Source organism: Nocardia cyriacigeorgica (assembly GCF_010858045.1).
GTDB classification, from domain to species: domain Bacteria; phylum Actinomycetota; class Actinomycetes; order Mycobacteriales; family Mycobacteriaceae; genus Nocardia; species Nocardia cyriacigeorgica_E.
This window is the reverse complement of sequence record NZ_JAAGVC010000004.1, coordinates 185,541-211,301: the sequence shown is the minus strand read 5'-3', so window position 1 is coordinate 211,301 and position 25,761 is coordinate 185,541. Positions and strand designations below refer to the sequence as shown.

At 69.1% G+C, this 25,761-nt stretch carries 23 protein-coding genes; 8 read left to right on the top strand and 15 right to left on the bottom strand.

Annotated elements, in window-relative coordinates; all coding sequences use genetic code 11:
* Positions 1-102: 102 nt before the first annotated feature.
* The 4 genes from rsmA to GV790_RS05955 form a co-directional block, all read right to left on the bottom strand.
* Positions 103-984: a 16S rRNA (adenine(1518)-N(6)/adenine(1519)-N(6))-dimethyltransferase RsmA gene (gene rsmA / locus GV790_RS05970; protein WP_163811354.1), complete on the bottom strand. Its 882-nt coding sequence runs from the start codon at positions 982-984 to the stop codon at positions 103-105.
* Between the two features lie 89 nt (positions 985-1,073).
* Positions 1,074-2,225 (bottom strand): alpha/beta fold hydrolase, encoded by a 1,152-nt coding sequence (locus GV790_RS05965; protein ID WP_163811352.1) that lies wholly within the window; start codon positions 2,223-2,225, stop codon positions 1,074-1,076.
* Positions 2,226-2,391: 166 nt separating this feature from the next.
* A complete protein-coding gene (locus tag GV790_RS05960) occupies positions 2,392-3,519 on the bottom strand; it encodes a resuscitation-promoting factor (RefSeq protein ID WP_163811350.1) in 1,128 nt (375 codons plus the stop codon).
* A 156-nt stretch (positions 3,520-3,675) separates the two neighbouring features.
* Positions 3,676-4,503 (bottom strand): TatD family hydrolase, encoded by an 828-nt coding sequence (locus GV790_RS05955; protein WP_163811348.1) that lies wholly within the window; start codon positions 4,501-4,503, stop codon positions 3,676-3,678.
* Positions 4,504-4,595: 92 nt separating this feature from the next.
* Here GV790_RS05955 and metG point away from each other — a divergent pair, with 92 nt between their 5' ends.
* The gene (gene metG, locus GV790_RS05950; protein WP_163811346.1) at positions 4,596-6,158 is read left to right on the top strand and encodes a methionine--tRNA ligase; all 1,563 of its coding nucleotides are present in this window, start codon (positions 4,596-4,598) and stop codon (positions 6,156-6,158) included.
* 4 nt (positions 6,159-6,162) lie between these two features.
* Here the strand turns inward: metG and GV790_RS05945 are convergent, their stop codons facing one another.
* Positions 6,163-6,915, bottom strand: a complete 753-nt coding sequence (locus tag GV790_RS05945; RefSeq protein ID WP_163811344.1) for an isocitrate lyase/PEP mutase family protein — start codon at positions 6,913-6,915, stop codon at positions 6,163-6,165.
* A 302-nt stretch (positions 6,916-7,217) separates the two neighbouring features.
* A complete protein-coding gene (gene rsmI, locus GV790_RS05940) occupies positions 7,218-8,102 on the bottom strand; it encodes a 16S rRNA (cytidine(1402)-2'-O)-methyltransferase (RefSeq protein WP_280212746.1) in 885 nt (294 codons plus the stop codon).
* A 214-nt stretch (positions 8,103-8,316) separates the two neighbouring features.
* Here rsmI and GV790_RS05935 point away from each other — a divergent pair, with 214 nt between their 5' ends.
* Positions 8,317-9,921 carry a dolichyl-phosphate-mannose--protein mannosyltransferase gene (locus GV790_RS05935; RefSeq protein WP_375139372.1) on the top strand — a complete coding sequence of 535 codons (1,605 nt, stop codon included), beginning with the start codon at positions 8,317-8,319 and terminating at the stop codon, positions 9,919-9,921.
* 10 nt (positions 9,922-9,931) lie between these two features.
* Here the strand turns inward: GV790_RS05935 and GV790_RS05930 are convergent, their stop codons facing one another.
* Both GV790_RS05930 and arcA read right to left on the bottom strand, forming a co-directional pair.
* Complete coding sequence (locus GV790_RS05930) at positions 9,932-10,291, bottom strand: GntR family transcriptional regulator (protein ID WP_014352902.1); 360 nt, start codon at positions 10,289-10,291, stop codon at positions 9,932-9,934.
* A 10-nt stretch (positions 10,292-10,301) separates the two neighbouring features.
* Positions 10,302-11,609 carry an arginine deiminase gene (gene arcA / locus GV790_RS05925; RefSeq protein WP_178127594.1) on the bottom strand — a complete coding sequence of 436 codons (1,308 nt, stop codon included), beginning with the start codon at positions 11,607-11,609 and terminating at the stop codon, positions 10,302-10,304.
* 132 nt (positions 11,610-11,741) lie between these two features.
* Between arcA and soxR the strand changes: the two genes are divergently transcribed.
* A complete protein-coding gene (soxR, locus tag GV790_RS05920; RefSeq protein WP_163811343.1) occupies positions 11,742-12,263 on the top strand; it encodes a redox-sensitive transcriptional activator SoxR in 522 nt (173 codons plus the stop codon).
* Here the strand turns inward: soxR and GV790_RS05915 are convergent.
* The 7 genes from GV790_RS05915 to GV790_RS05885 all read right to left on the bottom strand — a co-directional run bounded on the left by GV790_RS05915 (position 12,220) and on the right by GV790_RS05885 (position 20,340).
* Positions 12,220-13,098, bottom strand: coding sequence for an SDR family oxidoreductase (locus tag GV790_RS05915; protein ID WP_163811506.1), 879 nt, complete (start codon positions 13,096-13,098; stop codon positions 12,220-12,222). The genes soxR and GV790_RS05915 overlap by 44 nt on opposite strands.
* A gap of 82 nt (positions 13,099-13,180) precedes the next feature.
* Positions 13,181-14,308 carry a glycosyltransferase gene (locus tag GV790_RS05910; protein ID WP_163811504.1) on the bottom strand — a complete coding sequence of 376 codons (1,128 nt, stop codon included), beginning with the start codon at positions 14,306-14,308 and terminating at the stop codon, positions 13,181-13,183.
* A gap of 89 nt (positions 14,309-14,397) precedes the next feature.
* Positions 14,398-16,233 carry a putative bifunctional diguanylate cyclase/phosphodiesterase gene (locus tag GV790_RS05905; protein WP_163811502.1) on the bottom strand — a complete coding sequence of 612 codons (1,836 nt, stop codon included), beginning with the start codon at positions 16,231-16,233 and terminating at the stop codon, positions 14,398-14,400.
* Positions 16,234-16,276: 43 nt separating this feature from the next.
* Entirely contained in the window at positions 16,277-18,436 is a 2,160-nt protein-coding gene (locus tag GV790_RS05900; RefSeq protein WP_175585808.1) for an Rv1355c family protein, read from the bottom strand.
* The gene (locus GV790_RS05895) at positions 18,426-19,199 is read right to left on the bottom strand and encodes a hypothetical protein (RefSeq protein ID WP_163811338.1); all 774 of its coding nucleotides are present in this window, start codon (positions 19,197-19,199) and stop codon (positions 18,426-18,428) included. Before GV790_RS05895 ends, GV790_RS05900 begins: the two co-directional genes overlap by 11 nt.
* 254 nt (positions 19,200-19,453) lie before the next feature.
* Entirely contained in the window at positions 19,454-19,900 is a 447-nt protein-coding gene (locus GV790_RS05890; protein WP_163811336.1) for a GyrI-like domain-containing protein, read from the bottom strand.
* Complete coding sequence (locus GV790_RS05885) at positions 19,897-20,340, bottom strand: GyrI-like domain-containing protein (RefSeq protein WP_163811334.1); 444 nt, start codon at positions 20,338-20,340, stop codon at positions 19,897-19,899. Before GV790_RS05885 ends, GV790_RS05890 begins: the two co-directional genes overlap by 4 nt.
* Before the next feature lie 170 nt (positions 20,341-20,510).
* On the opposite strand from GV790_RS05885, the gene GV790_RS05880 reads away from it, so the two are divergent.
* The 5 genes from GV790_RS05880 to GV790_RS05860 all read left to right on the top strand — a co-directional run bounded on the left by GV790_RS05880 (position 20,511) and on the right by GV790_RS05860 (position 25,698).
* Positions 20,511-21,227 carry a uracil-DNA glycosylase gene (locus GV790_RS05880; protein WP_163811332.1) on the top strand — a complete coding sequence of 239 codons (717 nt, stop codon included), beginning with the start codon at positions 20,511-20,513 and terminating at the stop codon, positions 21,225-21,227.
* 39 nt (positions 21,228-21,266) lie between these two features.
* Positions 21,267-21,461, top strand: coding sequence for a hypothetical protein (locus tag GV790_RS05875; protein WP_163811330.1), 195 nt, complete (start codon positions 21,267-21,269; stop codon positions 21,459-21,461).
* A gap of 238 nt (positions 21,462-21,699) precedes the next feature.
* A complete protein-coding gene (locus GV790_RS05870; protein WP_280213142.1) occupies positions 21,700-22,143 on the top strand; it encodes a L,D-transpeptidase in 444 nt (147 codons plus the stop codon).
* Between the two features lie 418 nt (positions 22,144-22,561).
* Entirely contained in the window at positions 22,562-23,968 is a 1,407-nt protein-coding gene (locus GV790_RS05865) for a hypothetical protein (protein ID WP_163811326.1), read from the top strand.
* Between the two features lie 1,145 nt (positions 23,969-25,113).
* Positions 25,114-25,698 (top strand): hypothetical protein, encoded by a 585-nt coding sequence (locus GV790_RS05860; protein ID WP_163811324.1) that lies wholly within the window; start codon positions 25,114-25,116, stop codon positions 25,696-25,698.
* The last annotated feature ends 63 nt before the right edge of the window (positions 25,699-25,761 follow it).

Sequence of the window (25,761 nt, the reverse complement as noted above, 5' to 3'; positions counted from 1 at the left end):
AGTACCACCCCGCGGAGGGTGATCGTCAACGTGGCGCCTCGAGCCGAGCATTCCCTGCCTCGACGAGCACATCAACCGCCGAGCACCCCGAAGGGTCGGCCGTCAGCCCTGCGCCGCCACACGGACGAACGCCGCGGTATCGAGGGTCTCCCCGCGTGCGGTCGGATCGATACCAGCGGCGGTGAGCCTGCGTTCGGCCTCCGCGGGCGAGCCCGCCCAGCCGGACAGCGCCGCCCGCAACGTCTTCCGGCGTTGCGCGAAGGCCGCATCGACCACCGCGAACACCTTCGCGCGATGCTCGGCGTCCATCGGCCACGGCGGTTCGGCGAAACGGTCGATGCGCACCAGACCCGATTCCACCTGCGGCACCGGCCAGAACACCTGACGCCCCACCGCACCGGCGCGGCGCACCGTGCCGAAGAAGCCCGCCTTCACACTCGGCACGCCGTAGATCCGGCCGCCGGGGGTCGCCGACAACCGGTCGGCCACCTCGGCCTGCACCATCACCAGCGAGGTGGTGATGCTCGGCAGTTCGGCGAGCAGATGCAGCAGCACCGGCACGGCCACGTTGTACGGCAGGTTCGCCACCAGCGCGGTCGGCGCGGCGGGCAGATCGCCGGTCCGCACGCGCAGCGCATCGGCCTCGACGACGGTGAGGTGCGCACTCAACTCCGGCGCGCGATCGGCAACGGTGACCGGCAGATGCTTCGCCAGCACCGGATCGATCTCGACCGCGACCACCGAATCGACCACATCGAGCAGCGCCAACGTCAGCGAACCGAGGCCGGGCCCGACCTCGAGCACCGTATCGTCACGCCCGACGCCGGCCGCGGCGACGATCCGCCGCACCGTGTTCGCATCGTGCACGAAGTTCTGCCCGAGCTGCTTGGTCGGCCGCACGCCGAGCCGTTCGGCCAGCGCCCGCACTTCGGCGGGGCCGAGCAGTGCGGCACTTCCGCGGGCGGAGATTTCGGCATCGGACACCCGATGAACCTACCAACCCGCAGGCCCCGGCCCGTCCGCACGGGAGGCGTTTGGTGCCACAGGCCAGGCTCACCCGGCCCGGCGCGACCTCAGGGCTTCATGCCCGCGAGGAACGCATCGATCGCCGCCCACATCCTGGCATCGACCTGGCCGTGCTCGCCGGTCCCGACCACCGTCCGGAAGTCGGCGCCGTTCGCGGCCAACTGGGCGATCAGCGCACCGTGCAGCGGGGAGGGCACCACCGTGTCGGTCGCGTTGGCCAGCACCAGGATCGGGGCGTCGTAGCCGCGCACCGGCACCGCCATGTACTCGGTCAGCGCGGTACGCATCGGCTCCTCGGACAGCGGGCGGGCCAGCAGATCGCCGATGCTCAGCCCGTCGACCCGCTCGATGATCCGGTCGAGACACATATCGCCGGCGTCGTCGAGCACCGACTTACCGAGCGGTGTGAGGTATCGGTCGACGGCGATATCGGGCCGTGCCTCGCGGAGTCCGGCGAGGATGCTGACGATGAAACTCAGCCCGTCGTCCAGCATCGGCAGCGACGGGACACCCGGCCCGGCCAGCGGCAGCAGCTTCTCGACATCGGATTCCGGGTCGACCGCGATGGTGCCGCGGAAGTCGAGTTCCGGGGCATAGGAGGACTGCAGGTGCCCGGTGCCGAGGGCAGCCTGCCCGCCCTGGGAGATGCCGAACGCGGCCCAGGTGGCCGACAGTTCGGGATGGGTGGCGCGGGCCGCGCGCACCAGGTCGATGGTGGCGGTGGCCTCGGTGCGCAGCTCGAGATACGGGTGCGGGCCGGTGTCGAAGGTGCCGAGCCCGAGGTAATCCGGCGCCACCACGGCGAAGCCCTGCGATACCAGCCGTCGCAGCAGCAGATCCTGGCGTGCTTGCATGCTCGGGAACGGCGCGGCCTCCGGCCGCGACATGCCACCGCAGCCCATGCCGAGCCCGCTGGTGCCGTGGTCGTAGGCGATGATCGGCCAGCCACCCGGCGGCGGCGTTCCCGCCGGCATCAGCAGCGCTCCGCTGGCCTGGCGCGGGGTGCCGTCCGAGCCGCTCATCCAGTACTCGATGACCGAACCGCCGCTCATGCCGTGCCAGCCATCGGGCTGCGCGGTCACCGAGATCACCGAGCCCGCGGGGGCGGCCGAGGCCGGGGCCTGCGCGGTGGCGAGCACGGCTGCGGCCGATACGGCGACGGCGAGCATCGACCGTCCGGCCACGTGCAGCAGATTCATCGAATCACTCCTCTGCCCCCGACCCTCGTATCCACAAATCTGGACGAGTGTACGACAGCAGGGACGGCCTCGATGGGCGATGGCGAACCCGCAGGTGGGCAGGCTCGGGATATGCCGCGAGCGCCACTATGTCGTCGGAAGTGGCGCTCGCGATATCCGGACCCGGCTAGCTCAGGCCCAGACGACTGGTGCAGGACGGCCAGGCGCCCCAGCCCTGCTTGGCCCTGGTCACCTCGGCGATGGCGATCTGCTCTTCGCGGGTGGCGAGGTCGGCGCGGGGCGCGTACTTGAGTCCGCCCTGGCGCTCCCAGGTGCTCTGATCGAATTGGATGCCGCCGTAGTAACCGTTGCCGGTATTGATCTTCCAGTTGCCGCCGGCCTCGCATTTGGCCAGCGCGTCCCAGATTTCGCCGTTCTGTACCGGCGGCACCTCGGTGCCCGGTTTGGCGCCCTTGCGGATGGTGCGCGGCTGGGCGGGCACCTTGACGTCCGAAGCGATCTCCCTTCGCGCCACCTCGGCGCCGTTGACCAGGGTGATCTCGAAGGTGACGTCGTGCACGCCCGGTGCACCGGCGTTCTCCACCACCGTGCGGCTCATGTTCATGGTGGGGTCTTCGATGATGTTCTCCGGCGGCGCCAGCGGCAGCGTCTCGGTCCGCGTCTCCAGCTGCTTGCGGGTCACCGTGATGCGCATGTCGTCGCTCAGCCTGGTGTCGGCCGACGGCTCGACGACATCGTGCTCGCGCAGCGGAGCCCCGGCGAGGTCGAGCAGTTCGCCGACGGTCGGCGCGGCGAGCCGCATCTCCCTCGGCCCCGCGGTGCCGTCGATCACCGAGACCGTCCGCGGGGTGGCCACGGTGAGCGCGGCACCGTCGAGCGGCAGCTCCTGGCTGCGGCCGCGCTGGACGAAGGCATCGGGGTCGATACCCCATTCCTCCAGCGCCGCGCCGGCGGTGCGGCCGGTGGTCCATACCCGTTCGGTGCGGCCGTCGAGGGTCAGTTCGATCTCCCGGCCCCGGTCGAGGGTGATGGTGGCGCCGTCGGTGACGGCGGCGTCGGGCGCGGGCGTGACCTCGTCCCGATCACCGATCTGGTAGCCGGCGTCCTTCAGCACCCCGCGCACGTCCCGCGACATGGACGTCTGCGTCGATTTCGCGCCGTCGACGACCACGGTGACGGTTTTGCGGTTCACGATCGCCATGACGGCGCCGACGATCAAAATCATCAGCAGCGCCGCGATCGCCGCGTACAACAGCGGCGACCGAGACGAGTTGATCCGCGCTAAAGGGGACATGGTCACAGGACGATAACGAAGACGTCCCCGCGGAACAACAGCGCGCCGTGGAGCAGCACTTTTTCACATTACGATCAGATATAGACTGTGCAGGTAGATCACAAACCTTCAGCGATAAGTGATCTGAGACACATTTTTATTCGACCTGCGGAAACGTCAAAATCGGTATACCCGGCGCGCATTCGCGGTGCTTATTTCCGCCAATTCGGCGGGATCCTGACCGCGCACTTCGGCGAGTGCCCGCATCGTGTACGGCAGGCAGTACGGCTCGTTCGGCGCGCCACGGAACGGGTGCGGGGTCAGGTACGGCGCGTCGGTCTCCACCAGCACCAGCTCGTCGGGCACCACCTTGGCGGCTTCGCGCAGCTCATGGGCGTTCTTGAAGCTGACCGTGCCGGAGAAGCTGAGCAGATACCCCTCGGCCACGCAGGCCAGCGCCATCGTCGTGTCGGAGGAGAAGCAGTGGAAGATCACCGTCTCCGGCGCGCCTTCGTCCAGCAGCACGGTGAGCAGATCGTGATCGGCTTCCCGGTTGTGGATCATCAGCGGTTTGCCGCTGCGTTTGGCCAGGTCGATATGCCAGCGAAAGCCCTCGATCTGGGTCTCGATGTCGGCGCAGCCGTCGAGTTTGCCCGGCCAGTAGTAGTCGAGGCCGGTTTCGCCGATCGCGACCACGCGCGGATCGGCGGCCAGCCGCTCGAGTTCGGCCTTGGCGGCGTCGTCGAGGGCGTTGGCGCGCGTCGGGTGCAGTGCGACCGCGGCGTAGACCCGGTCGTCCCAGTGCGCGGCCCGCACCGCCCACTGCGCGGCCGCGAGGTCGTCGGCCACCGTCACCACCCGACCGACACCCACCGCGGCGGCGCGATCGACCACGTCCTTTACCGACTCGGCATCGGTGGCGCCGCAGGCATCCAGATGGGTGTGCGCGTCGACCAGCGGCGCCAGCGGCTCGGGCGCTTCGGGAGCGGGACGCTTGGCGCTCATCGGAGCGCACCGCCCGTCGCGGTGACCCGGCGGTGCGCTGAGGGGATATTCACGCGGAGGTCAGATGGCACGCGCATTACAGTAGATGCACCATGAGCAGCGAGCGCAGCGAGCGAAACTTCTACATCACCACGGCCATCGCGTACCCCAATGGGGCGCCGCATATCGGGCACGCCTACGAGTACATCTCGTCGGACGCCATCGCGCGGTTCAAGCGCCTGGACGGCTACGACGTGTTCTTCATGACCGGCACCGACGAGCACGGCCAGAAGATGCAGCAGGCCGCGACCGCCGAGGGCATCCCGGTGGAGGAGCTGGCCACGCGCAACTCGGATGTGTTCGAGCAGCTGCACAAGGCCCTCGACATCTCCTTCGACCGGTTCATCCGCACCACCGACGCCGACCACGAGGTCGCCAGCGTCGCGATCTGGGAGCGGATGCTGGAGGCGGGCGATATCTACCTCGACAACTACTCCGGCTGGTATTCGGTGCGGGACGAGGCGTTCTACGCCGAGGAGGAGACCACGCTGCTCGACGACGGCAGCCGCGTCTCCACCGAAACCAAGACGCCGGTGGAGTGGACCGAGGAGTCGAACTTCTTCTTCCGGCTGTCGAAGTATCAGGACAAGCTGCTCGAGCTGTACGAGACGCATCCGGAGTTCATCGCGCCCGCGACCCGCCGCAACGAGATCGTCAGCTACGTCAAGGCGGGCCTGAAGGATCTGTCGATCTCGCGCACCACCTTCGACTGGGGCGTCCCGGTGCCGGGCCATCCCGATCACGTGATGTACGTGTGGGTCGACGCGCTCACCAACTACCTGACCGGCGTCGGCTTCCCCGATACCGAATCGGCGGCGTTCCAACAGTTCTGGCCCGCCGATGTGCACATCATCGGTAAGGACATCACCCGTTTCCACACCGTGTACTGGCCGGCGTTCCTGATGTCGGCGGGTGTGCAGTTGCCCAAACGCGTGTTCGTGCACGGGTTCCTGTACAACAAGGGCGAGAAGATGTCGAAGTCGGTCGGCAATGTGATCGACCCGCTGGCACTGATCGACACCTATGGCCTCGACGCGCTGCGCTTCTTCCTGCTGCGCGAGATCTCCTACGGCCAGGACGGCAGCTACAGCCACGAGGCGATCGTCGGCCGGATCAATGCCGATCTGGCCAACGAGTTCGGCAATCTGGTGCAGCGCAGCCTGACCATGGTCGCCAAGAACTGTGACGCCAAGGTTCCGACGCCCGGTGAGTTCACCGACGAGGACCGCGCCCTGCTCGACCGGGCGAACGGTCTGCTCGAGCGCTGCCGCGCCGAATTCGACGCCCAGCAGCTGCATCTGGCGCTGGAGGCGATCTGGCTGACCCTCGGCGAGACCAACCGCTACTTCTCCGCGCAGGCGCCGTGGGCGCTGCGCAGGTCCGGCACCGACGAGGATCTGGCCCGGATGGCGACGGTGCTCTACGTGACCCTCGAGGTGGTGCGCATCGTCGCCATCCTGGTCCAGCCGGTGATGCCCGGTTCGGCGGCCAAGATCCTGGATCTGCTCGCGGTACCGAACCGGACCTTCGCCGATATCGCGACGCCGCTGGAGCCGGGGGTGGCACTGCCAGCGCCGGAGCCGGTGTACCCGCGTTACGTCGAGCCGAAGGACTGAGCGCTCACGCCCAGCGCGCTAGCAGCCGGTTGGCTTCGGCGGCGAGCGCGTACTGCAGATAGGGGCCGAAGCTGATCCTGGCCACGCCCTGATCGGCCAGCAGCACCTTGTCCGCCTCGGCGGGCAGCCCGATCGCGTTGACCGGAAGCGGGAGTTCACTGGTCAACCGGCGCATGTCGGCGTCGGGGTGGCGTCCGACCGGGTACAGCACATCGGCGCCGGCATCGGCGGCCAGGCGCAGCCGTTCGATCGCGCGATCCATGCGGTCGGCCTCGTCGCCGATCTTGCGCAGGAACAGATCGGTGCGCGCGTTGACGACCACGTGCACACCGGCCGCGTCGGCGAATTGGCGCAGCCCGCGAACGAAATCGGCGTGTTCCTCCGCGCCGCGCAGCCGCCCGCCCTCGCTGTGCACGGTGTCCTCGATATTGAGCCCGACCGCGCCGGCGCCGAGCAGCCCCTCGATCAGCTGCGCCGGCTCGAGCCCGTACCCCGACTCGATATCCACCGACACCGGCACCTCGACGGCGCCGGTCACCTGCCGCACCCGCGCCAGCAGCTCGTCGAAACTCATGCCTTCGCCGTCGGCGCGTCCCACCGAATCCGCGACCGGATGGCTGCCCATCGTCAAGGCCGCGAACCCGGCCTCGACCGCGAGATTCGCCGACCAGGCATCCCATACGGTCGGCAGCACCGCCGGATCACCGGGACGATGCAGTGCGAGTAGTTCCTTGGCCTTGTGCTCGAGAGAGGTCATGGGGTCGATCATGGTGGGATCACCGGCATTGCGCACGCGCACGCGGTCCGGCCCAGGTCACCTCGCGTGCCGGGCGAACCGGCGCGGCGATCGTCTCCCGTTCCTGCGACGTCCGAGCTCCACACCGGCCGCCCGCCGCTGGTCGACGGTAAGTCGGCCCGGTCGAGACCACGGCCGATTCCGCGGCGCCATCGGAGCCGCCGGGTGACGGTCCGCTGGTCATGGTCGGCCGGTGACCGCCGCGCGCGGTAGCCGACTGGTAAACCCTGTGACCGGCGCGGATGGCGAGTGCGGCTCGGCGCTCAACCGTCGGCCTGCCGGCGCGCGGCCAGGACGGCATCGTAGAGCTCCTTACGGGAAACGCCGGTGGTCGAGGCTATCTCGGCGCACGCCTCTTTCAGGCGCACGCCTTCCTGCACACGCGCTTCGACCTCGGCGACCAGATCGGCCGGTTCGGCGCTGGTGGGCTGAGCACCCTCGACGACGACGGTGATCTCCCCGCGGGCACCCTCGACCGCCCAGGCGGCCAGCTCGGCCAGGGTGCCGCGGACGACCTCCTCGTAGGTCTTGGTCAGCTCCCGGCAGACGGCGGCGCGGCGATCGGGCCCGAGCACCTCGACCGCGTCGGCCAGGCAATCGGCGAGCCGGTGCGGTGCCTCGAAGAACACGCAGGCACGCGGTTCGGCGACCAGGGTGCGCAACCATTCGCGGCGCTGTCCGGATTTGCGCGGCGGGAATCCGTCGAAGCAGAACCGCTCCACCGGCAGCCCGGACAGCGCCAGCGCTGTGGTGACCGCCGAGGGACCCGGCAGACAGGTGACCGGGAGTCCGCGCTCGACGCAGGCGGCGACCATGCGGTATCCGGGATCGCTCACCGATGGCATACCGGCGTCGGTGACCAGCAGCACGGTCTTGCCGGACTCGATCTCCTCCAGCAACGCCGGAATGCGGGCGGTCTCGACGTGGTCGTAGAAGCTGACCACGCGCCCGCCGATCTCGATGCCGAGCGCCTTGGCCAGCGATCGGGTACGGCGGGTGTCCTCGGCGGCGACGACATCGGCGGTGGCCAGGCCATCGCGCAACCGCCGGGAGGCGTCGCCGATATCGCCCATCGGTGTCGCCGCCAGCACCAGCCTGCCGGTCGGGCCGGAATCCGCGGTCACCGTCGTCTCGCCTCGATCGCCCACGTCACTTGCCGCACCATGGCAGCGTACGGGCACCCCCGGCCGGGCCAGGAACGCGGCGGGCGCGCCCGTCCTGCCGTCGCGCACGATGCGGTCGGCACGGCACACCCATCAGCGCGCGGCGCCCGGGCACGAAACGGCGAGACGACGCACGACGCGGGCCCAGCGCCGCGGCCACGAATACGGAACGCGAGTGCGCACAGCATACGATCGGGTCGTGACCCAGGTGACCGACCAGCGCTCCGTCGCGCCCTCTCGGCCGATACGTTCCTGGTCGAGCCCCGCGCCGCTGCGCCCCTCCCCCGATTTCGGGCCGCTCGACACCGCCCGCGGCTGGGTGGTGACGGCGTTCCTCACCGCACTCGCGGCGGTGACCCGGTTCACCATGCTCAACTACCCGACCGAAGGCGGCACCCCGGTCTTCGACGAAAAGCATTACGCGCCGCAGGCGTATCAGATCCTGAAGGGCGGCGGCGTCGAGGACAATCCCGCCTACGGACTTGTGGTGCATCCGCCGGTCGGTAAACAGCTGATCGCCTTCGGTGAGGCGCTGTTCGGATACAACGGCTGGGGGTGGCGCTTCTCGGCCGCGCTGGCCGGCACCGTGCTGGTGCTGCTGGTGATCCGCATCGTGCGCCGGATGACTCGCTCGACCATGATCGGCGCAATCGCTGGGCTGCTGTTGATCGCCGATGGCGTCACGTTCGTCTCCTCCCGCATCGGCATGCTCGACATCTTCCTCGCGCTGTTCGTGACGGCCGCGTTCGGCTGCCTGATCGTCGATCGCGATCAGGTACGCGAGCGCATAGCGCGCGCCGACGCCGAGGGCCGCCTCGGCGACAGTGCCTCCGGGCCCCGGCTCGGGGTGCGCTGGTGGCGTTTCGGCGCCGGCGTGCTGCTCGGCCTTGCCTGCGGCACGAAGTGGTCGGGGCTGTATTTCATCGCCGCGTTCGGTCTGCTCAGCGTGTGTTTCGACCTCGCGGCCCGGCGCGCGTACCGGGTGCGCAGACCATGGGTGGGTACCGCGCTGCGTGATGTCGGGCCGGCGCTCTACGCGCTGGTGCTGATCCCGATCGGGGTGTATCTCGCGACCTACTGGGCGTGGTTCGCCAGTGAGACCGGGTTCAGCCGGTGGGCCGTCGGCAACGAGGTGGGCCGGGGCGGCTCCTTCGCGTTCGTCCCCGATGCCCTGCGCTCGCTCTGGTTCTACAGCACCAAGGTGCTGGAATTCCATGAGGAGCTGACCAACTCGGCGGGCAATCATCATCCGTGGGAGTCCAAGCCGTGGACCTGGCCGATGGGGCTGCGGCCGATGCTCTACTACTACGCCGACTCCGGCGTCACCGGTTGTGGGCAGAACCAGTGCGTCAAGGCCGTGATGCTGGTCGGCACGCCCGCCCTCTGGTGGATCGCGTTCCCGGTGCTGGCGTGGGCGCTGTGGCGCACCATCGTGCGCCGCGACTGGCGCTACGCCGCGGTGCTGACCGGATACGCCGCCGGCCTGCTGCCCTGGTTCATCACCCTGGACCGGCAGATGTACTTCTTCTACGCCATGGTGCTCGCGCCGTTCCTGGCGATGGCGGTGGCGCTGGTGCTGGGCGACATTCTCGGACCGGCGCGCCGGGTTCCGGGGCCGCGCGGACCCACCGGCACGTTCGTCGCCGCACCACCGACCGAGCGCTATCGGCTCGGCCTGCTCATCGTGAGCCTGTATCTGGGCCTGGTGATCGCGAACTTCATCTGGCTGTGGCCGATCCTGACCGCCATGCCCATCACGCCGGGTAACTGGCAGGACCATTTGTGGCTGCCCAGTTGGCGCTGAGCGCCGTCGGTCAGCTCTCCAACGCCGCCTTGACGTAGCGCAGCGCCGCGTCGTCGTCGAGGCCGAGCCTGCGTACCGCGGCGACGTATTCGGTGGCGGCCCGGCCGGCCTGATCGCGGGTGGGATCGCCGGAGGAGGCGATGAACGAGCCGAGCCTGCCGCGGGTTTCGAGCACGCCGTCGGCCTCCAGCTCGCGGTAGGCGCGGGCCACGGTGTTCGGGGCGAGACCGAGTTGGGCGGCCAGCGCGCGCACCGTGGGGATCTTGGTGCCCGCGGTCAACGTGCCCGCGCGCACCTGTGCCACGATGCCGAGCCGCAACTGTTCGTAGGGTGGCACGGCGGATTCGTGCGACACGGTGATTTCGAGCATGGCCCCCAGCTCACACATCATCCCGGGACAGCGGGCACGACAGGCAGCGCGGACCACCACGGCCGGAACCCAATTCGGATCCCGGGATGGGCAGCACCTCGACGCCGGCGTCCAGCAGCCGGGCATTGGTCATTTCATTGCGTTCGTACGCGATCACGACACCGGGCCGCAGGGCGAGGGTGTTGTTGCCGTCGTCCCACTGTTCCCGTTCGGCGGTGACGCCGTCCAGCCCGGTGTCGATCACCCGCAGCTTCCCGATGCCCATGGCGTCGGCGGCCGCAGGCAGGAACGGGTCGGGCCCGCGCATGGTGACGGCGCCCCCGTGGTCGTAGTCGTCGCCGCGCTGGATGGTGAACGCGGACAAGGTTTCCCGCACCGCCGAATACATGACCACCGCATCGGTGTCGACCATGGTGCACACGGTGTCCAAGTGCATGGTGGCGCGGTTCTGCGCGATGGGCACGACCAGCACGGTGTGGGCGAGATCGTCGTCGAAGAGGCTGCGCGCCAAGGCTTCCGCACCGGCGGGCGAGGTGCGTTCACCGACGCCGACGGCCAGCACGCCGGGCGAGAGCAGCAGTACGTCACCGCCCTCGATGGGCGCGGTATGGGATTCGTAGGCGCGGCGCACCCCGAGGAAACGCGGGTGGAAGGCGTAGACGAGATCGGTGAGCGAGGTCTCGCGCATCCTGGCGGGCAGGGCGAGCGCGGTGATCGCCACGCGCGGGCCGACCCAGAACGAGGAGTCGCGGGTGAACAACAGATTCGGCAGCGGATCGATGACGAAATCGCCGCCGTGATGCATCCGGCGCACCAGCGAGGTGTGGTCGGGGCCGAAGGGCAGTTCGTCGAAGGTCATGCCCGCCATCAAGATCTCGGCCAGTTCCCTGGCCGGGACGCCGCGCAGATAGGCGGCGAGTTCGTCGGCCAGACTGTGGCCGAGCCTGCGGGCGTCGACGGCGGCGGAGATGCCCTGGATGCGCGCGGCCCCGCTGACGGCGAGCGTCTCGGCCAGCAGATCGGCCAGCAGCAACACCTCGACTCCGCGATCGCGCAGCACCCCGGCGAAGGTGTCGTGTTCCTGCTGGGCGCGTTCGACCCACGGAATGCCGTCGAAGAGCAGTTGATCGTTGTTGCGCGGGGTGAGCCTGCGCAGCTCGTTACCCGGCCGGTGCAGCAGCACCGTGCGCAGGGTGCCGACCTCGGAGGTCACGGCGAGGCGCGGCGCGGGCGCGGGTTCGGTGCCGGGGTCGGTGTCCCATCCGTCACCGGGAATCGGGCCGCTGCCGGGGTTCGCCGGTACCGCATCTGTTCCCATGTTCCGACCGTAGTTCGCCGCGGCCAGGAGAGCACGGAATTGATGCGTGTCCGCTGTCGGCGTGACGTGTGGCGATTCGCGCACGCGCAACCGAGAACCTGAAGTAGGGTTGAGGTAAAGGAGGAGTGCCGAATGACGACAGCAGATTGGCGAGCCAAGGAGCTGACCCCCGGTCAGCTGTCCGAGCGTAGCGGAGTGGCGGTCTCCGCGTTGCACTTCTACGAACGCGAGGGGCTCATCTCGAGCCGGCGCACCAGCGGCAACCAGCGCAGGTATGCCAGGGAAACGCTGCGCCGGGTCGCTTTCATCCGGATCTCGCAGCGGGTCGGAATCCCGCTCAGCGAGATCCGCGACGCCCTCGACCGGCTGCCCGAGGGCCGCACCCCCACCCGGCGCGACTGGGAGACGCTGTCCACCACCTGGCGCGCGGATCTCGACGAACGCATCACCCAACTGGTGCGCCTGCGCGACAACCTCACCGGCTGCATCGGCTGCGGCTGTCTGTCACTTGGCAGCTGCAAGATCGTCAACGAGTTCGATCACCTCGGTGACGAGGGCCCGGGCGCGCGCGTGCTCGATGTGCACCTCAACTGCCCGGACGACGTCGACGCTACCGGGGATCCGATGTGCGCAGAGAACTCCGCAGCCTGCTGAACTGCACATTGGCCACCCGCATCAGCAGTTCGTACGGGAAGGCGAATTTGCGCTTCCACCAGTAGCCGAACCGGATGTCGAACGAGGTGTAGACGATGAACCGGTTGCGTTCGATACCGCGCAGGATCGCGGTGGCCACCTTGTCCGGAGAGACGGCGTGGCTGGTGAAACGGGTGACCAGCTTGCGGACCCGCGGATCCTCCTTGTCCACGCCGACCAGTTCGAAGCTCTGCACCAGCGGCGTGTTCACCGCGCCGGGCGCGACCAGATGCACCGAGATACCGTGCTGCGCCAGCTCGAAGCGCAGCACCTCCGACAGCCCGCGCAGGCCGTACTTGCTCGCGCTGTAGGCGGCGTGCCAGGGCAGCGCGAGCAGGCCCGCCGCCGAGGAGACGTTGACGAGCGCACCGCCACGCCCGGCCCGCACCATCTCCGGCACGAACGTCTCGATCACATGGATCGGCCCCATCAGGTTGACGTCGACCATCCGCTGCCAATGCCGATGTTCGAGAGTGTCGACGGTGCCCCACACCGACGTGCCCGCCACATTCATGACCACGTCCACGCTGCCGAACCGGGAGTGCACATCGGCGCCGAAGGCGGCGACGGCCTCGTGATCGGTGATATCGAGCGGCGTCGCGACCAGTACCTTGCCGCCGTCGCGGTGGATATCGGCGACCGTGCTCGCCAACCCGGCGGCGTCGATATCGGTGAGCACCAGTTCGGCGCCCCGCGCGGCGGCGGCCAGCGCGGTGGCCCGCCCGATCCCGCTCGCCGCCCCCGTGATCAGGGTCTTGGCCCCCTCGACCGTCGTCCTCCGGCGTACCCGACCCATCGATCCCACTTCCGATCCGTTCGTCCCGCAGTGCATGTCAGCCGGACATTACCGACCGGGGCGAGGTTCGGGAACGATTCGCTCATCCACCGAGCACGGCGAGCATGCCTGCGACCGCCGCGGGCCAGGTGAACTGCTCGGCGCGGCGGCGAGCGGCGGCGCGCCGGCCGGCGGGCGGCAGGGCCAGCACCTCGGTGACGGCGTCGGCGAAGGCCGAGGGATCGTCGTCGGCGACGGCGCCGCATTCGGCGGTGACGATATCGGCCAGTGCCGAGGAGCGGCTTGCCACCACCGGCGTCCCCGCGGCCAGCGCCTCCAGCGCGGCGAGCCCGAAGGTTTCGTGTGGGCCGGGGGCGAGCGAAACATCGGCGGTCGCCAGCAGTTTCGCCACCATCGCGCGATCGGTGATGAATCCGGTGAAGTGCACCGCGGGCAGCCCGCCCGGCAGCGGCGCCAGTGACCGCGCGCGCCGGTGCAGCGCGTCGCGGCGCGGTCCGTCGCCCGCGACGACCAATCGGGCCTCGACTCCGGACTGGCGTAGCTCGGCCACGGCTTCGATGCTGCGGTCGACCCGCTTCTCCACCGAGAGCCTGCCGCAGTGCACCAGCAGCGGATGGCCGGGCACACCGAGATCGGCGCGCAGGCCGCGATCGGCGCGGCGCGGACTGAACAGGTCGAGATCCACGCCCAGCGGCACCAGTTCGACGTTCGGCGCGCCGATCCGCTCGAATTCGGCCCGCGCGAAATCCGTTGTGCACACCACCCTGTCGTATTGGTCGGCGGTGCGCCGGTTCGCCACATCAGCACAGCGGCGGGCCAGCGCGCGCGGCATGATCTGGCCGAGCAACCGGTCCAGGCGTTCATGGGAGATCATCACGCTCGCCACATCGCGGCGCCGGGACCAGCGGCCGAAACCGCGCAACGTCAGCCGGTCGGAGACCTCCAGGACGTCAGGGCGCAGCCCGCCGAGCACGTCGGCCACCCGGCGCGGGTCGGCGGCCCGATAACCGCCCGTTCCCGGAATCGCGAGCGCGGGCAAGGTGATCCGCACGACGCCCGTCGGCAGCAGTTCCTCACCGCGGCGTGGACCGGGCACGATCAGCACCACCTCGTGCCCGGCCGCCACATAGCCTTCCCCGAGATGATGCAGCGCGGTGCGCAACCCACCCGACCGCGGGCCGTAGAAGTTCGCCAGCTGCACGATGCGCACGCCGCCGATGGTGACGCGCACCGGGTTACCGCCGGAACCGTCTTGCCGAACGGCACGTGAACAGGCGTGAAAGAACCGGCCAACCGAGCTCAGCGCGCGGTCAGGTTGCGGTCGACCCGCGGCAGATCCAGGTTCAGCGGGATGCGGCCCGCGGCCAGATGCTGCTCGACCTCCTCGGCGGGCATCGGCCGCGCGATCAGGAAGCCCTGGGCCCGGTAGCAGCCGAGCCCCACCAGGGTGCGCGCCGCGACCGGCGTCTCGACGCCCTCGCCGACCACGCCGAGCCCGAACGAGCCCGCCAGCCCGATGATCGACTTCACGATCGCCAGATCGTCGGTGCTGGCGCCGAGGCGCTGCACGAAACCGCGGTCGATCTTCACCGCGTCCACCGGCAGCGCCTTCAGATGCGATAGCGAGCTGTATCCGGTGCCGAAATCGTCGATGGCGATCTGCACGCCCATCCGCTTGAGCCCGCGCAGCGTGACTTGGGTGCGGGCCAGATCCTGCACCACCACATGCTCGGTGATCTCCAGGCACACCGAGCTGCCGTCGATGCCGAACATGCGCAGGATGTCCTCGATGCGTTCCACGAAATCCAGGCTCACCAGCTGCACCGGCGACACGTTGATCCGCATCACCACATTCGCGGCCAGGCCCTGCCTGCGCCATTCGGCGAACTGGGCACATGCCGAACGGATCACCCAGCGGCCGAGTTCACCGGCCAGATTGGTGGCCTCGGCGACGGTGACGAACGCGCCGGGCGGCAGCAGCCCCCTGGTCGGGTGCAGCCAGCGCACCAGCGCCTCCATGGCCACGATCCGGCCGGTGCGCAGGTCCACCTCGGGCTGGTAGTGCAGGATCAGCGAACCGTCGCTCACCGCCCCGCGCAGGTTCAGCTCCACGTCGTCCTGGAGTTCGAATTGCGCGCGCATGGCGTCGGTGAAGATCGCGACGCCGTTGCCGCCACCGGATTTCGCCGAGAGCAGGGCGTGGTCGGCGCGGCGCAGCACGTCGGCGACCGTGGTCTCGCCCGGGATGCCGACCGCGACGCCGATGCTCGCCGCCCGGCTCACCGACTCGCCGCCGACGGTGACCCTCCGGCCGATGAGCTGCTGGATGCGGCCCGCCTCGTGTTCGGCGGCCACCGCGTCCATCGGTTTGGCGGGCACGATCACGAATTCGTCGCCGCCGAGCCTGGCGATCATGTCGTTCGGGTCGAGGTTCTCCCGCAGACGGGTGGACAGACTGCGGATGAAGTTGTCGCCCGCGGTGTGGCCGAGGAAATCATTGAGCGCCTTGAGCCGGTCCAGGTCGAGGAAGAACGCCGCGACCGGGCCCGGGCTGCCCTCGCTGAGCCGCTGCTCCATGTGCTCGAGCAGGGCGCGGCGGTTGGCCAGCCCGGTCAGGTCGTCGTGCAGCGCGATGTAGCGCAGCCGCTCCTCGGCCACCACCCGGGCCTGCAGCTGCGCGAACAGGGCCGCGATCGCCTTGAGCACGTTGAGCTCGCGGGTGCTCCACTCCCGGTCGCCGACCTTGATGAAACCGAGCAGACCGGTGGACTGGCCGCGCGAGACCAGCGGCACCGCCGCCGAGGTGACATTCGGCAGCCCGGAGGCCCGCTGAATGGTCTCCTGATAGTCGGCGTCGGAGCCGGTGACCAGGAACGGTTCGGTGGCGTGCTCGAGCGCGCGGAACACCGAATCGGCCTGTTCGAAATACACCACCCGCAGCGGGTCCGGATCGGGCACGTTCGCCCGGTGCGGCCATTCGGCCACCAGCACCGTCGCCCGGCGTTCGGTATCGGTATGCCGGACGTAGCTGAAATCGACGTCGAAATAGTCGACCAGCGTGGCAAGGACCTTCTCGGTCGCCGACACCATCGTCGTGGCGTCGACACCCATGAGCTCCGCGGCGACCTCCGTCACCAACGAGTCGAGCGTCCGCCGAGGCACTTTGTCTCCGATCGCGCTAACTGCGGGTGTCCGCGCCAGGCACCGGTCGCCGCCTGCTGCGCACACCGGCCGCGGCCGCGTAGCTCAGGCGAAGAACCAATGCCATGGTCTCATGTTCCGGCACTCCCAGTAGGTCCAGGAAACAGCCTTGAAGTGACGCTAGTGTATCTGCGTACGCCGGAGAAATCGCGTTCGAGTCGCGCTCACGTCGCGAATAGAGAAACACCGGCGACATCGGTTGCACCGCCAGACCGCTGCGCTGAGCCTGGATCCAGACCCGTTCCACGGCCCCGCCGGCACGCACATATCCGGCCAATGACCGCTCATCTGCGCCCGGTGGGTCGGTGAAGGTGACCGCGACGATCGCCGAACTCGAGCGCACCCGATCGCGGGCGTAATCGCCCAGCGCGGCCCCGGCCGACCAGCTGTGCAATTGCGCCATCACATCGGCGCGTCGGCCGATCTGCATGGCCGCCCGCTCGTCGGGCGCCAGTTCCAGCGTGCGCACATCGATGCCGGTGTCGAGGTCATCGGCCGACCACCGCAGTTCGGCGAACATCTGCTCGTGCAGCAGCGGAGTGAGATAGCGGATGCGGTCGGACTCGGCCAGTAGGGCGGCCGCGCGGTCGAGGCCCGCGCGGTCGGTGACCAGGCGCAGGGTGGCGCCTTCGGCGGCGGCCGCCGCGGACAGGCCGGCGAGCACGTCGGCGGGGATCGGCGCGCCGGTGCCGAGCCTGCGGTTGGTCTCGCGGGTCAGCGCCAGCGGATAGTCGGCGGCGGGCGCGTCGGCCGGTGCGCCGCTCCGGCGCAGGATCGCGGTGATCGGCGCGGCGCCCGGGTCGGCCGATTCGACGAGTTCGCAGGCACCGAGCATGCCGTGCGCGGCCGCGGCGACCCGCGCGTTATACAGCGCGGCGCCGAGGGCGACAGCGCTGCCGCGAAAGCCGACGTCCATGGCGGTGGTGGCCGAGGGGTCCAGCGCGAGACGGATCTCGTCGTCACCGGCGTGCAGCGTCCACGGCTGGACGTTGCCGCCCGACGGCGCGCGCTGGGCGCAGGCCAGGATCCGCTGGATCGGATCGGCGGGCTCGGGCTCGGGGTGGCCGGCGTCGGCGCCCCAGTCCAGATCGTCGGGCGGCGACGGCTCGGCGAGCCCGTCCAGATCGCATTCGAGGTCGACCCTGGTGCGTCCGGACGGCAGTTTCTGGCCGAGCCCGATCCGGCGGATGGCCGTGGTGACACTCGCGCCGCCGAGCATCACGTCACCGGCCAGTTGCGGCCAGCTGCTCAGGGTTTCGCCCACCTCGACCATGCTGGCCGCCATCCGCGAGGACAGCTCGGTCGGCCCCATCAGCGCGACCACATAGGGCGCCTTGTCACGGGTGGACAGCCCACGTAGATCGCTCGCGGCGACCCCGCCGAGCAGCCCGTGGAAGGGCAGCCGCTGCGGTTCCAGGTCGTAGCGTTCCACGTCGAGCAGGCCGCGGTCGCTGGTCTCCATCACCACCGGAATGCGATGCCTGCGCGCGGCTTCGCGGACGACGAGTTTGATATCGAGCGAATCACACTCCTCCACCACCACCGAGAGCCCGGAGACGAATTCCTCCACCGAATCCTCGTCGACGCCGCCCCGATAGACCTCGATCGGCAGATACGGATCGAGTTCGGCAATCTTGCGCGCGGTGACCACGGCCTTGTTCGTCCCGATATCGAACAGGCTCGCGGGCACGCGATTGAGATTGGACAGCTCGAGCACGTCGAAATCGGCCAACCGCAGCGATCCGCAGATTCCTTCCAGCGCAATCGTGTACGCCACCGCGTGGCCGACGCTCTGGCCCACCACCCCGATCGACATCTCGCGCAATCTGCGCTGTTCATCGCGGGTGAGCTTATTGCGATTGCGGTCGAGGCGAATGGCGCGCAGGGTCTGCGGGCCCGGCAATCCGAGAACCCGTCCGCGCCACGGATAGTAGATCCAGCGATCCGATTCCGGGCCTTCCACGCGTTCGGGCGGATCGGTGAGTTCGGCGAACTCGCGGTCCAGCAAATCGCGCAGATCACTGAATTCGATATCGCCGCGCGCACGCAGTTCGGCCAGCACCCGGGCATCGCCCGGGTGCTGCGGATCCAGTATCAACGGCCGATATTCCACCCCCCGGTCACCCTCACCGGCCATACCCGAACCGACTCTCCGATCTGCGTCCGGAGCCGCGGCGCACCCGCTCGAGCGCGCCCTCGGCCACTCCCATATCTCGAAGTTCATCGCACATCAGCAGATACTGCAACCGATCGGCGAACATCCGGTACATCCGGGTGTCCCACCAGATGGGCACCGTCTCGTAGCGGTCGTCGGGGTAGGGCACGGCGGGGATCAGATCGGCCGCGACACCGCCGCTGCCGCGATGTCGACCGGTGGTGAAGGCGGCCACGGTGGCGAAACCGTACCGAACGCCGAGAATGCGCGGGGTGTGCGCGATACAGCGCGAGATCGCCGCGCCGAGTTCCCTGCGGTTGGGTACATCCCGTGCCACCCAGGCGCCACGGGATTCCACCACGCCGCGCGGTATTCGCCGGGCAACCATGGCTCGCAGCTCACGCTCGCCGGGGCGGCCGGCCCAGGGCGCCAGCGATCCGACGTCCGAGGTGCGCAGGTACGGCCCCTGCGCCCGGACACCGGCGACGACGGCGCCGCTGCGGTCGGTCGCCGCGAAGAACAGCGTGGTGGATCGGCCATCGGCCACCGCGTCGTATTCGAGGGCCGACTCGACCCGGAAGTGCCGGTAAACATCCAGCGCACCCGCCAGATATCGATTCCACAGCTGCGGGTCGGCGGCCGGGGTGGTGGCGGTGAAGTCGCATCCGGAGACGATGTCGTGAAATCGCACCGCGGGGGCGCTACAAGTCTCAACCAGGTCGACGGCGATCGTTTCGACAGCCATGACGTTCCTACTCTGTTGCTGCGTGCGCGCACACAGTGATCGAACCCATCAGACAGACTCACCCGGCGCCCCGAACGCGGAGTGAGTACGTCATGGGCAGTATGGGTCATCGGGGCCAGAATTGACTAGATATCTGGTTAATCTTCCGAAAACCAATTTTTCTTCCGGAAAAACCCGCAGGTCAGGCCGCTCAAGTCCGCATACCGGGATAGAAACGAGACCGGTTGGTACGTGTACAGCAAACCAACGGCAAGCTACACCAGAATGGAGATGAACAACTCCACCGAATGCGGGCCGTGCCAGATCTCGATCTCTTCACGGTAAGCGCGGGTGATCTCGGCCGATGCGGTCGCGTCGTCGACCTGAGCCCACACATCCTCGACCGGATCGTGGTAATCGCCGTTCGGCACGAACCGGGCGTAGACGCCCTTGGGTACCCGCACCAGCACATCACCGACGTGAGCGGCCTCGGGCGCCGGATACTCGAAACCGACCAGCGCGTTGTAGGTCTCGGTGGGATCGGGGACATAGACGGTGAACATCGGGCCGCCGGCGGCCGCGCTGCCCGCCGTCCGATCGCGCAGGCGATCCTTGAGGAACTCGATCAGCTCGCTGTTGCTCACCTTGAAACTCGGCCGCACCCGCGGCACCACCAGACCGCCGTAGATCGCCTCGCTGCGGACGACGATGGAGTAGCTCATCGCGGATCGACCGCCAGGTAGAGATCGATCTTGTAGGCGTGCGGATAACACTCGAAATCGCCGGTGAAGGTGCGTTTGATCTGCTTGTGTTCCTCGGCGTAGGCGATCTGGGTCCACAGGCCGGTCATGATCTGCGGGAACTCACCCATCGAGGAGAAACGCGCGTAGGTGCCGCGCGGCAGCCGGGCCACCAGATGGCCACGGGTGACCTCGTCGAACGACGAGCACTGATAGCCGACGATCTGGGTGTTGTAGGTGCCGAGCTCCGCGGAGTAGTCGGTGTAGGCGCTGGCCAGCGGCCCGCCGAGGTCGTGGTGCAGCACCGCGGCCCATGCCGCTTCCAGGTCCTGATCCCGCAGTTCCCGCAGCGCACGCTTGGGGCTGCGCACCGGAAGCCCGGCAACCCACGTCTCGTCCCGCTCGACGATTTCAAACTGCATGGAAAGACTCTTTCGAGATGAATCCACCGGGCATAGTCCGCATCCGGTCGGCCAGGACCGCCATGCTACCAATCGTGGCGGGCGGTGCCGGTCACAAGATCGTTTCGCGCACGTCGCCTTCAACTGGACATTTGCACAGGAAACCCCGTGGCGTGTGATCGAATTGGCTGGTGTGCCGGACCATCGCCGAGCTCGACGAAACGCTGACACACTGCCGGGCCTGCCCCCGCCTGGTGGCGTGGCGAGAACTGGTGGCCAGGGAGAAGCGCGCGGCCTTCCGGGATCAGACCTATTGGGGCCGCCCGGTGCCCGGATTCGGCCCCGCCGACGCGCGCATGCTGATCGTCGGCCTCGCGCCCGCCGCGCACGGCGCCAACCGCACCGGCCGGATGTTCACCGGCGACCGCAGCGGCGAGGTGCTCTACGCGGCGATGTACGGGGTGGGACTGGCCAATCAGCCCACCGCCGTGAGCCGTGACGACGGGCTGCTCCTGCACGGCGTCCGGATCGCCTCACCGGTGCGTTGCGCTCCCCCGGCGAACAAACCCACCCCGGAAGAACGCGACCGCTGCCGGCACTGGCTCGACACCGAACTGCGGCTGCTGGCGCCGACGCTGCGCTCGGTCATGGTGCTCGGCGCATTCGGCTGGCAGGCCCTGCTCCCGGTGCTCGCCGACGCCGGCTGGCAGATTCCCCGGCCGCGACCCAAGTTCGGCCACGGCGCCCACTACGAGCTCGCGCCCACCGACACCCGCGAACCGCTGCAGCTGTTCGGCTGCTATCACGTCAGCCAGCAGAACACCTTCACCGGGCGGCTCACGCCCGCCATGATCGAGGACATGCTCGTGCGGGCCGCGACCGCCGCCGGGTTACCCGCCGGGCGGTAACGTCGAGGCCGATCACGTAACCGAGGACCGCGGAGACTCATGCCGGACAACCCCATCGCAGTCCTGCAGCGCTGGCACGATTCCGGCGCCATCTGGCGCGTCACCGCGCGGCGGCCCGATGCCGTCACCGTCACCTTCTACCCCTGCACCGGCGACGAGGAACTCGACCACCTCACCTCCTCCGACCCGGACCTACTGCGTTACCTCGCCGGCCGCGACAGCAGCGAGGACTGACCGCGGCGCGCCCGAGCGCAGGTAACGGACTCATCCCAGTCGCGCGCCATCGTTGACCAGGTGCGGCCGCTCGGCCATGATCACCACTACCTCGGTGGTCCCAGGCTTGTGCAGACGAGATGGCCCGGGCGACCTGACTCGTGCAGGCCGACCGGCAGGGTTAGAGAGGTTCGGACAATTGATTCGCAGTAACCGTTTCCGCAGCTGGTCGGCTCGATTCGGAGTGCTTCTCGGCGCCGTGTCCGCAGGTGTGCTGTTCGCGGCCCCCGCCCAGACCGAACCACTGTTCCCGGGCGGACCCGACATTCCCGGCGTTCCGGCGATCATCCCGACCTCAGCGCCCTGCGCTCCCGAAGCCCGCGCCTGTATGCGGTTGAGCACCAACGAGGCCTGGCTGGTCGACAACGGCCGCGTGGTCTTCGGACCCACCCCGATCTCGCACGGTATGCCCGGCTACGAAACGCCGCCTGGCGTGTTCGACGTCGACTTCAAGCGGCCCTTCCACTGGAGCACCATGCATCACGCCCCGATGCGCTGGGCGGTGTTCTTCAACAACGACATCGCCTTCCACGTCGGTCCGGTCGAGCACACCTCGCACGGGTGTGTGCGGATGACCGAAGAAGGCGCGCACCGGTTCTTCGAATACCTGAATCCCGGCGACCGGGTCGACGTCGTCCGCTGACTCTCCGACCGATAAGAACCGCGAAGGGCCAGTCCGCCCGCCACGACCCGCGCCGACGGACCCGACACGTCCGCGTCCGCTGAGCACTGTGATCGGACTCGCTGCCGACGTCGCCGCTACATGCCCGCCCCCGAGTCTGGGGTGGAATCGACAGCACCGCGCTCGACGGGCGCGCGCCGCCGTGCCTCGAGGCAGAACCGACGATGGTCGGTGTGCCGTCGCGGCGGCGCGGCCCAACAGTCCGGGGAGAACTGCGCGCGCGAACTCTTTCCACAGCTGGCAAGAGGCCTGGTTGCACCCGCACCGGGATTGCGAAAATCTTTGATCCGAGTGCGATCCCGACGGCCGCTCGGCCCGACGCTGTCCGGGTCGGGTTCACCTGGCGCAGGACGGAGGTCCGCCGACGTGGGAGAGTGATGTGATCGGTCCGGAGGGTGCGGAACTCGCGGAATTGGCCGATCGGATCGTCGCGGGGCTGCGTGCGCTCGCGCCGCCGGGGCGACACCGGTTGGAGGCGTCCTTCGCGATGACCGTTGTCGCCGAGTCTGCGCTGTTCGTCGCCGATGACGGCGACCAACCGGTCAGATGCCAGGTGTCGGATGAGGTGTGGGAGTTGGTACGCCGACATCGGGACCTGTCCGCAAGCCTCGAGGATGGGCCGTGGTGGCGGCTGATCGTGCACGTCGATTCCGATGGGGCCGAGGTCGTCATCGATCGGGGCGCGGAGCCATTCTCCGGTGAGCAATTGTTCGCGCCACAGGCTTATCTGGCGGATCTGGAACAGTATCCGCACACGCGGCTGCACGCGTGGCTGGCCGCCTACATCGGGCGCGGTGAACCCCAATCGAGGTCGCCGCGCGCAGCCGCGGACGCTGTGCGCGCTGATCGGAGTGCGGGCGTGCAGGCAGTGCCGGTGGCCGGCGAGTTGCCGGATCTGGCGGCGCTGTGGGCCCGGTGGGCGGTGCTGTCCGCGGCATTCGTGGCGGCCGGGTCGGAACGGGGCCCGCGTATCGGCCCGTCGGTCGGCATCTTCGAGAGTTCACGGCACAGCGGTTCGACATTGACGCTGCTGCCCGGTGATCGGGCGGTGCTGTCAGGTGGTGTCTGGGATGCACCGGTCTTGGTAGCCGCCTACAACGGCGATGCGGCGATGCCGCGATTGTTCGCGGGAGCACCGGCCTGGGTGGCCGACCCGGTTCTCAACCCGCGGGTGTTGACCGGGATGTTGTCGTTTTGCTACTGGTGGGACCAGGGACAGTGGTACCGCGGCGAATCCGCTCCGATGGCCGAATGCGCACCTGCGCTGCCCGCCGTGTGGACGGCCGATTCGGTGGCGAAGGTGGTGGCGGGCGTGCTGGACGGCCCGTCGCAGGATGCCGCTGAACTGCTGGTCTCGGCCGCGCAGGCCAAAGCGGTGACCCGCGCGGCGATCGCGCAAGTTGTCGGCGAGAACGCCGAGGTCGATGCCGACGGCGCCCTGTTCCAGTTCGTGCTCGCCGATCTCGTCGCCGGAGACGTCGTCGGCATCCTGGAGGCGGAGGCGCTGAAGCTGGTCCGAGATCACATCCGCGGCCGGGGTTACGACACGACCGAATTCCCGCTCTCGACATTGCGGGCCGAGCGGATCAGTGTGGGCTGGATGGTGCGATCGCCGGCGCCGGAGAGTGAGATCGCGCTCGACCGGGCGGTCTTCTATGTCGCGGACGATGGCGTGGTGGAGCGCTCGAGCTCGTCAGTGCCGTTGTCCGCGTTCATCGCCGATTTCGAGCACCGATTCCGACTACGGACCGGCGGACCGATGTCATCGGCCCGAGGTGGGAGATGACCGGCGAGCTGCGACTGGACTTGGATGGCCTGCGGGCGCGCGGCGCGCGGCTGGCCGCCATCGCCGATCGGGTACAGCGCACCCACGCCGGGCTGCAGGAGTGCTTGCGGCTGGCGGAAAGTAGCTACGGCGACGACTATATGGGGCGCATGTTCGCCGAGGAGTTCACGCCGCGCGCCGAACACGTTGTTTCCACCGTGGAGGCCATGGCGGGCAGCCTGCGCCGGACCGCGGCCGGAATCGTCAGCGCTGCCGATACATTTGATGCACGAGACGCCGACGGCGCCAGGAGGGTGGCCGCGGCGGGTCAGGATCTGGGCCCGGGAAGAGCCGGCCACACCGAGTGGCCATCGAATGGCACGGCAGACCCGCAATCGCCGGCTGGACGCCGGCCGGACCCGTCCCATCAGGCCGAGGTATCGCTGGAGCCGAATCCGCCGGATTATCCCGTCAGCGGGCCGCAGGGCGCCGACCGGCTCCCGGCTGGTGCCCACGACGGGCCCGTTGGCGCGACGCCATCCGGCGGATCCCCGGAGCTGCCTTCGGTGGACAACGGACAACCATCCCAGGCGCCGTGGGGTCGTTCCCGGCCCGAATCCGGCCCAGCGAGCGACGATGCGGCCGGCGCGCCCGGCCAGCGGTCCGGATCGCCGGCATCGCCATCGTCGCCCGCGGCATCACCTTCGCCCGCAGCCGGGTCCGGTGCCCGGACGCCGAGCGCACCGTCCGGCGGCGGCGTGGCAGGACCCGCGGGACGGGACGGGACACCGTGGACGGCGCAGCCGCCCCGCACACCAGGCCACGTCCGCACGCCGGGTGCACCGCCCGGCAGCCGGGTCGCGGGACCCGCTGGAAGGGATGGAACACCGTGGACCGAACAGCCGCCCCGCACACCCGGCCAACCCCGGACACCGGGTGCCCCCGGAAACGCTGGACGCCCAGCGAACGCCGGGGCGGATCCGCGGCAGGGTCCCGCACCGCGACCGAACGCGCGGGCCGGTGACAAGGCCCGCGAACGTGATCGACGCGACGACCGGGCGGGATCGGAGATCGAACGGCTGGCACGCGCGTTGGCCGAGCGACACGGCGTCCAGGTAACCGGTTTCGATACTCCCGGTCTTCAGCTCGCGCCGGTACAGGAGTTCGTGACCGCCGTGGACCGGGTCCTGACCGACTATCCGATGATTGTGCTGGAGATCGTCGCGGTCGCCGAGCTCGGTGACGGGCTCGGTACGGTCTGGTGGGATCGCGCGGCACCGGACATCGAGGACGGTGCCCGGTCGATGACGCTCGACCGGTACGCCGCACAGCAGCCGAGGCAACCTGCCCGGCCTTCGCCTGCGCCCGCACACACCCAGGTGACTACAGCCGATACCGAGGAGTCGGGCGCGCCGGCACCGCCGGATATCTCTACGGCCACCTTGCGGGCGTTCGGCCGCGCTTTCGACGCTGCCGGTGGCGGTCTCGCGCGTCGGCAGGCGCAACGCGTCCTGATCGCGGAATACCTGAGCACCCTGCCGCGCCCGCGCCCCGCCCTCTCCGAGGTGGTGCTCGGCTACCGGGGCTGGCGTGCCGAGCTGACCGGAGGCGTAACGGCGCCAGCGGAATTCGATGTGGACGAGGCTCTCGGCATCGCGTTCGCGGAGGTAGTCCAGCGCGGCGAGCAGGCCGGCATTCAGGCACGACTGCTGCATGCGATCCTGGTCGCGGCGGCATCGCGACCGGAGTAGGTCGAGGAGATGGACGGTTCGCTGTTCAGCCCGGTCGTGGAGCTGCGCAGAGCCTTCGAAGCG

Excerpts from the sequence above, each read along its gene's own strand:
- GV790_RS05945 (WP_163811344.1), bottom strand. The coding sequence starts at position 6,915 with ATGACCTCTCTCGAGCACAAGGCCAAGGAACTACTCGCACTGCATCGT.
- GV790_RS05955 (WP_163811348.1), bottom strand. The coding sequence starts at position 4,503 with ATGAGCGCCAAGCGTCCCGCTCCCGAAGCGCCCGAGCCGCTGGCGCCG.
- GV790_RS05960 (WP_163811350.1), bottom strand. The coding sequence starts at position 3,519 with ATGTCCCCTTTAGCGCGGATCAACTCGTCTCGGTCGCCGCTGTTGTAC.
- GV790_RS05915 (WP_163811506.1), bottom strand. The coding sequence starts at position 13,098 with ATGGGTCGGGTACGCCGGAGGACGACGGTCGAGGGGGCCAAGACCCTG.
- GV790_RS05875 (WP_163811330.1), top strand. The coding sequence starts at position 21,267 with ATGCCGGACAACCCCATCGCAGTCCTGCAGCGCTGGCACGATTCCGGC.
- GV790_RS05895 (WP_163811338.1), bottom strand. The coding sequence starts at position 19,199 with ATGGCTGTCGAAACGATCGCCGTCGACCTGGTTGAGACTTGTAGCGCC.
- GV790_RS05930 (WP_014352902.1), bottom strand. The coding sequence starts at position 10,291 with ATGCTCGAAATCACCGTGTCGCACGAATCCGCCGTGCCACCCTACGAA.
- GV790_RS05890 (WP_163811336.1), bottom strand. The coding sequence starts at position 19,900 with ATGAGCTACTCCATCGTCGTCCGCAGCGAGGCGATCTACGGCGGTCTG.
- GV790_RS05965 (WP_163811352.1), bottom strand. The coding sequence starts at position 2,225 with ATGAATCTGCTGCACGTGGCCGGACGGTCGATGCTCGCCGTCGCCGTA.
- soxR (WP_163811343.1), top strand. The coding sequence starts at position 11,742 with ATGACGACAGCAGATTGGCGAGCCAAGGAGCTGACCCCCGGTCAGCTG.
- arcA (WP_178127594.1), bottom strand. The coding sequence starts at position 11,609 with ATGGGAACAGATGCGGTACCGGCGAACCCCGGCAGCGGCCCGATTCCC.
- GV790_RS05885 (WP_163811334.1), bottom strand. The coding sequence starts at position 20,340 with ATGCAGTTTGAAATCGTCGAGCGGGACGAGACGTGGGTTGCCGGGCTT.
- GV790_RS05900 (WP_175585808.1), bottom strand. The coding sequence starts at position 18,436 with ATGGCCGGTGAGGGTGACCGGGGGGTGGAATATCGGCCGTTGATACTG.
- metG (WP_163811346.1), top strand. The coding sequence starts at position 4,596 with ATGAGCAGCGAGCGCAGCGAGCGAAACTTCTACATCACCACGGCCATC.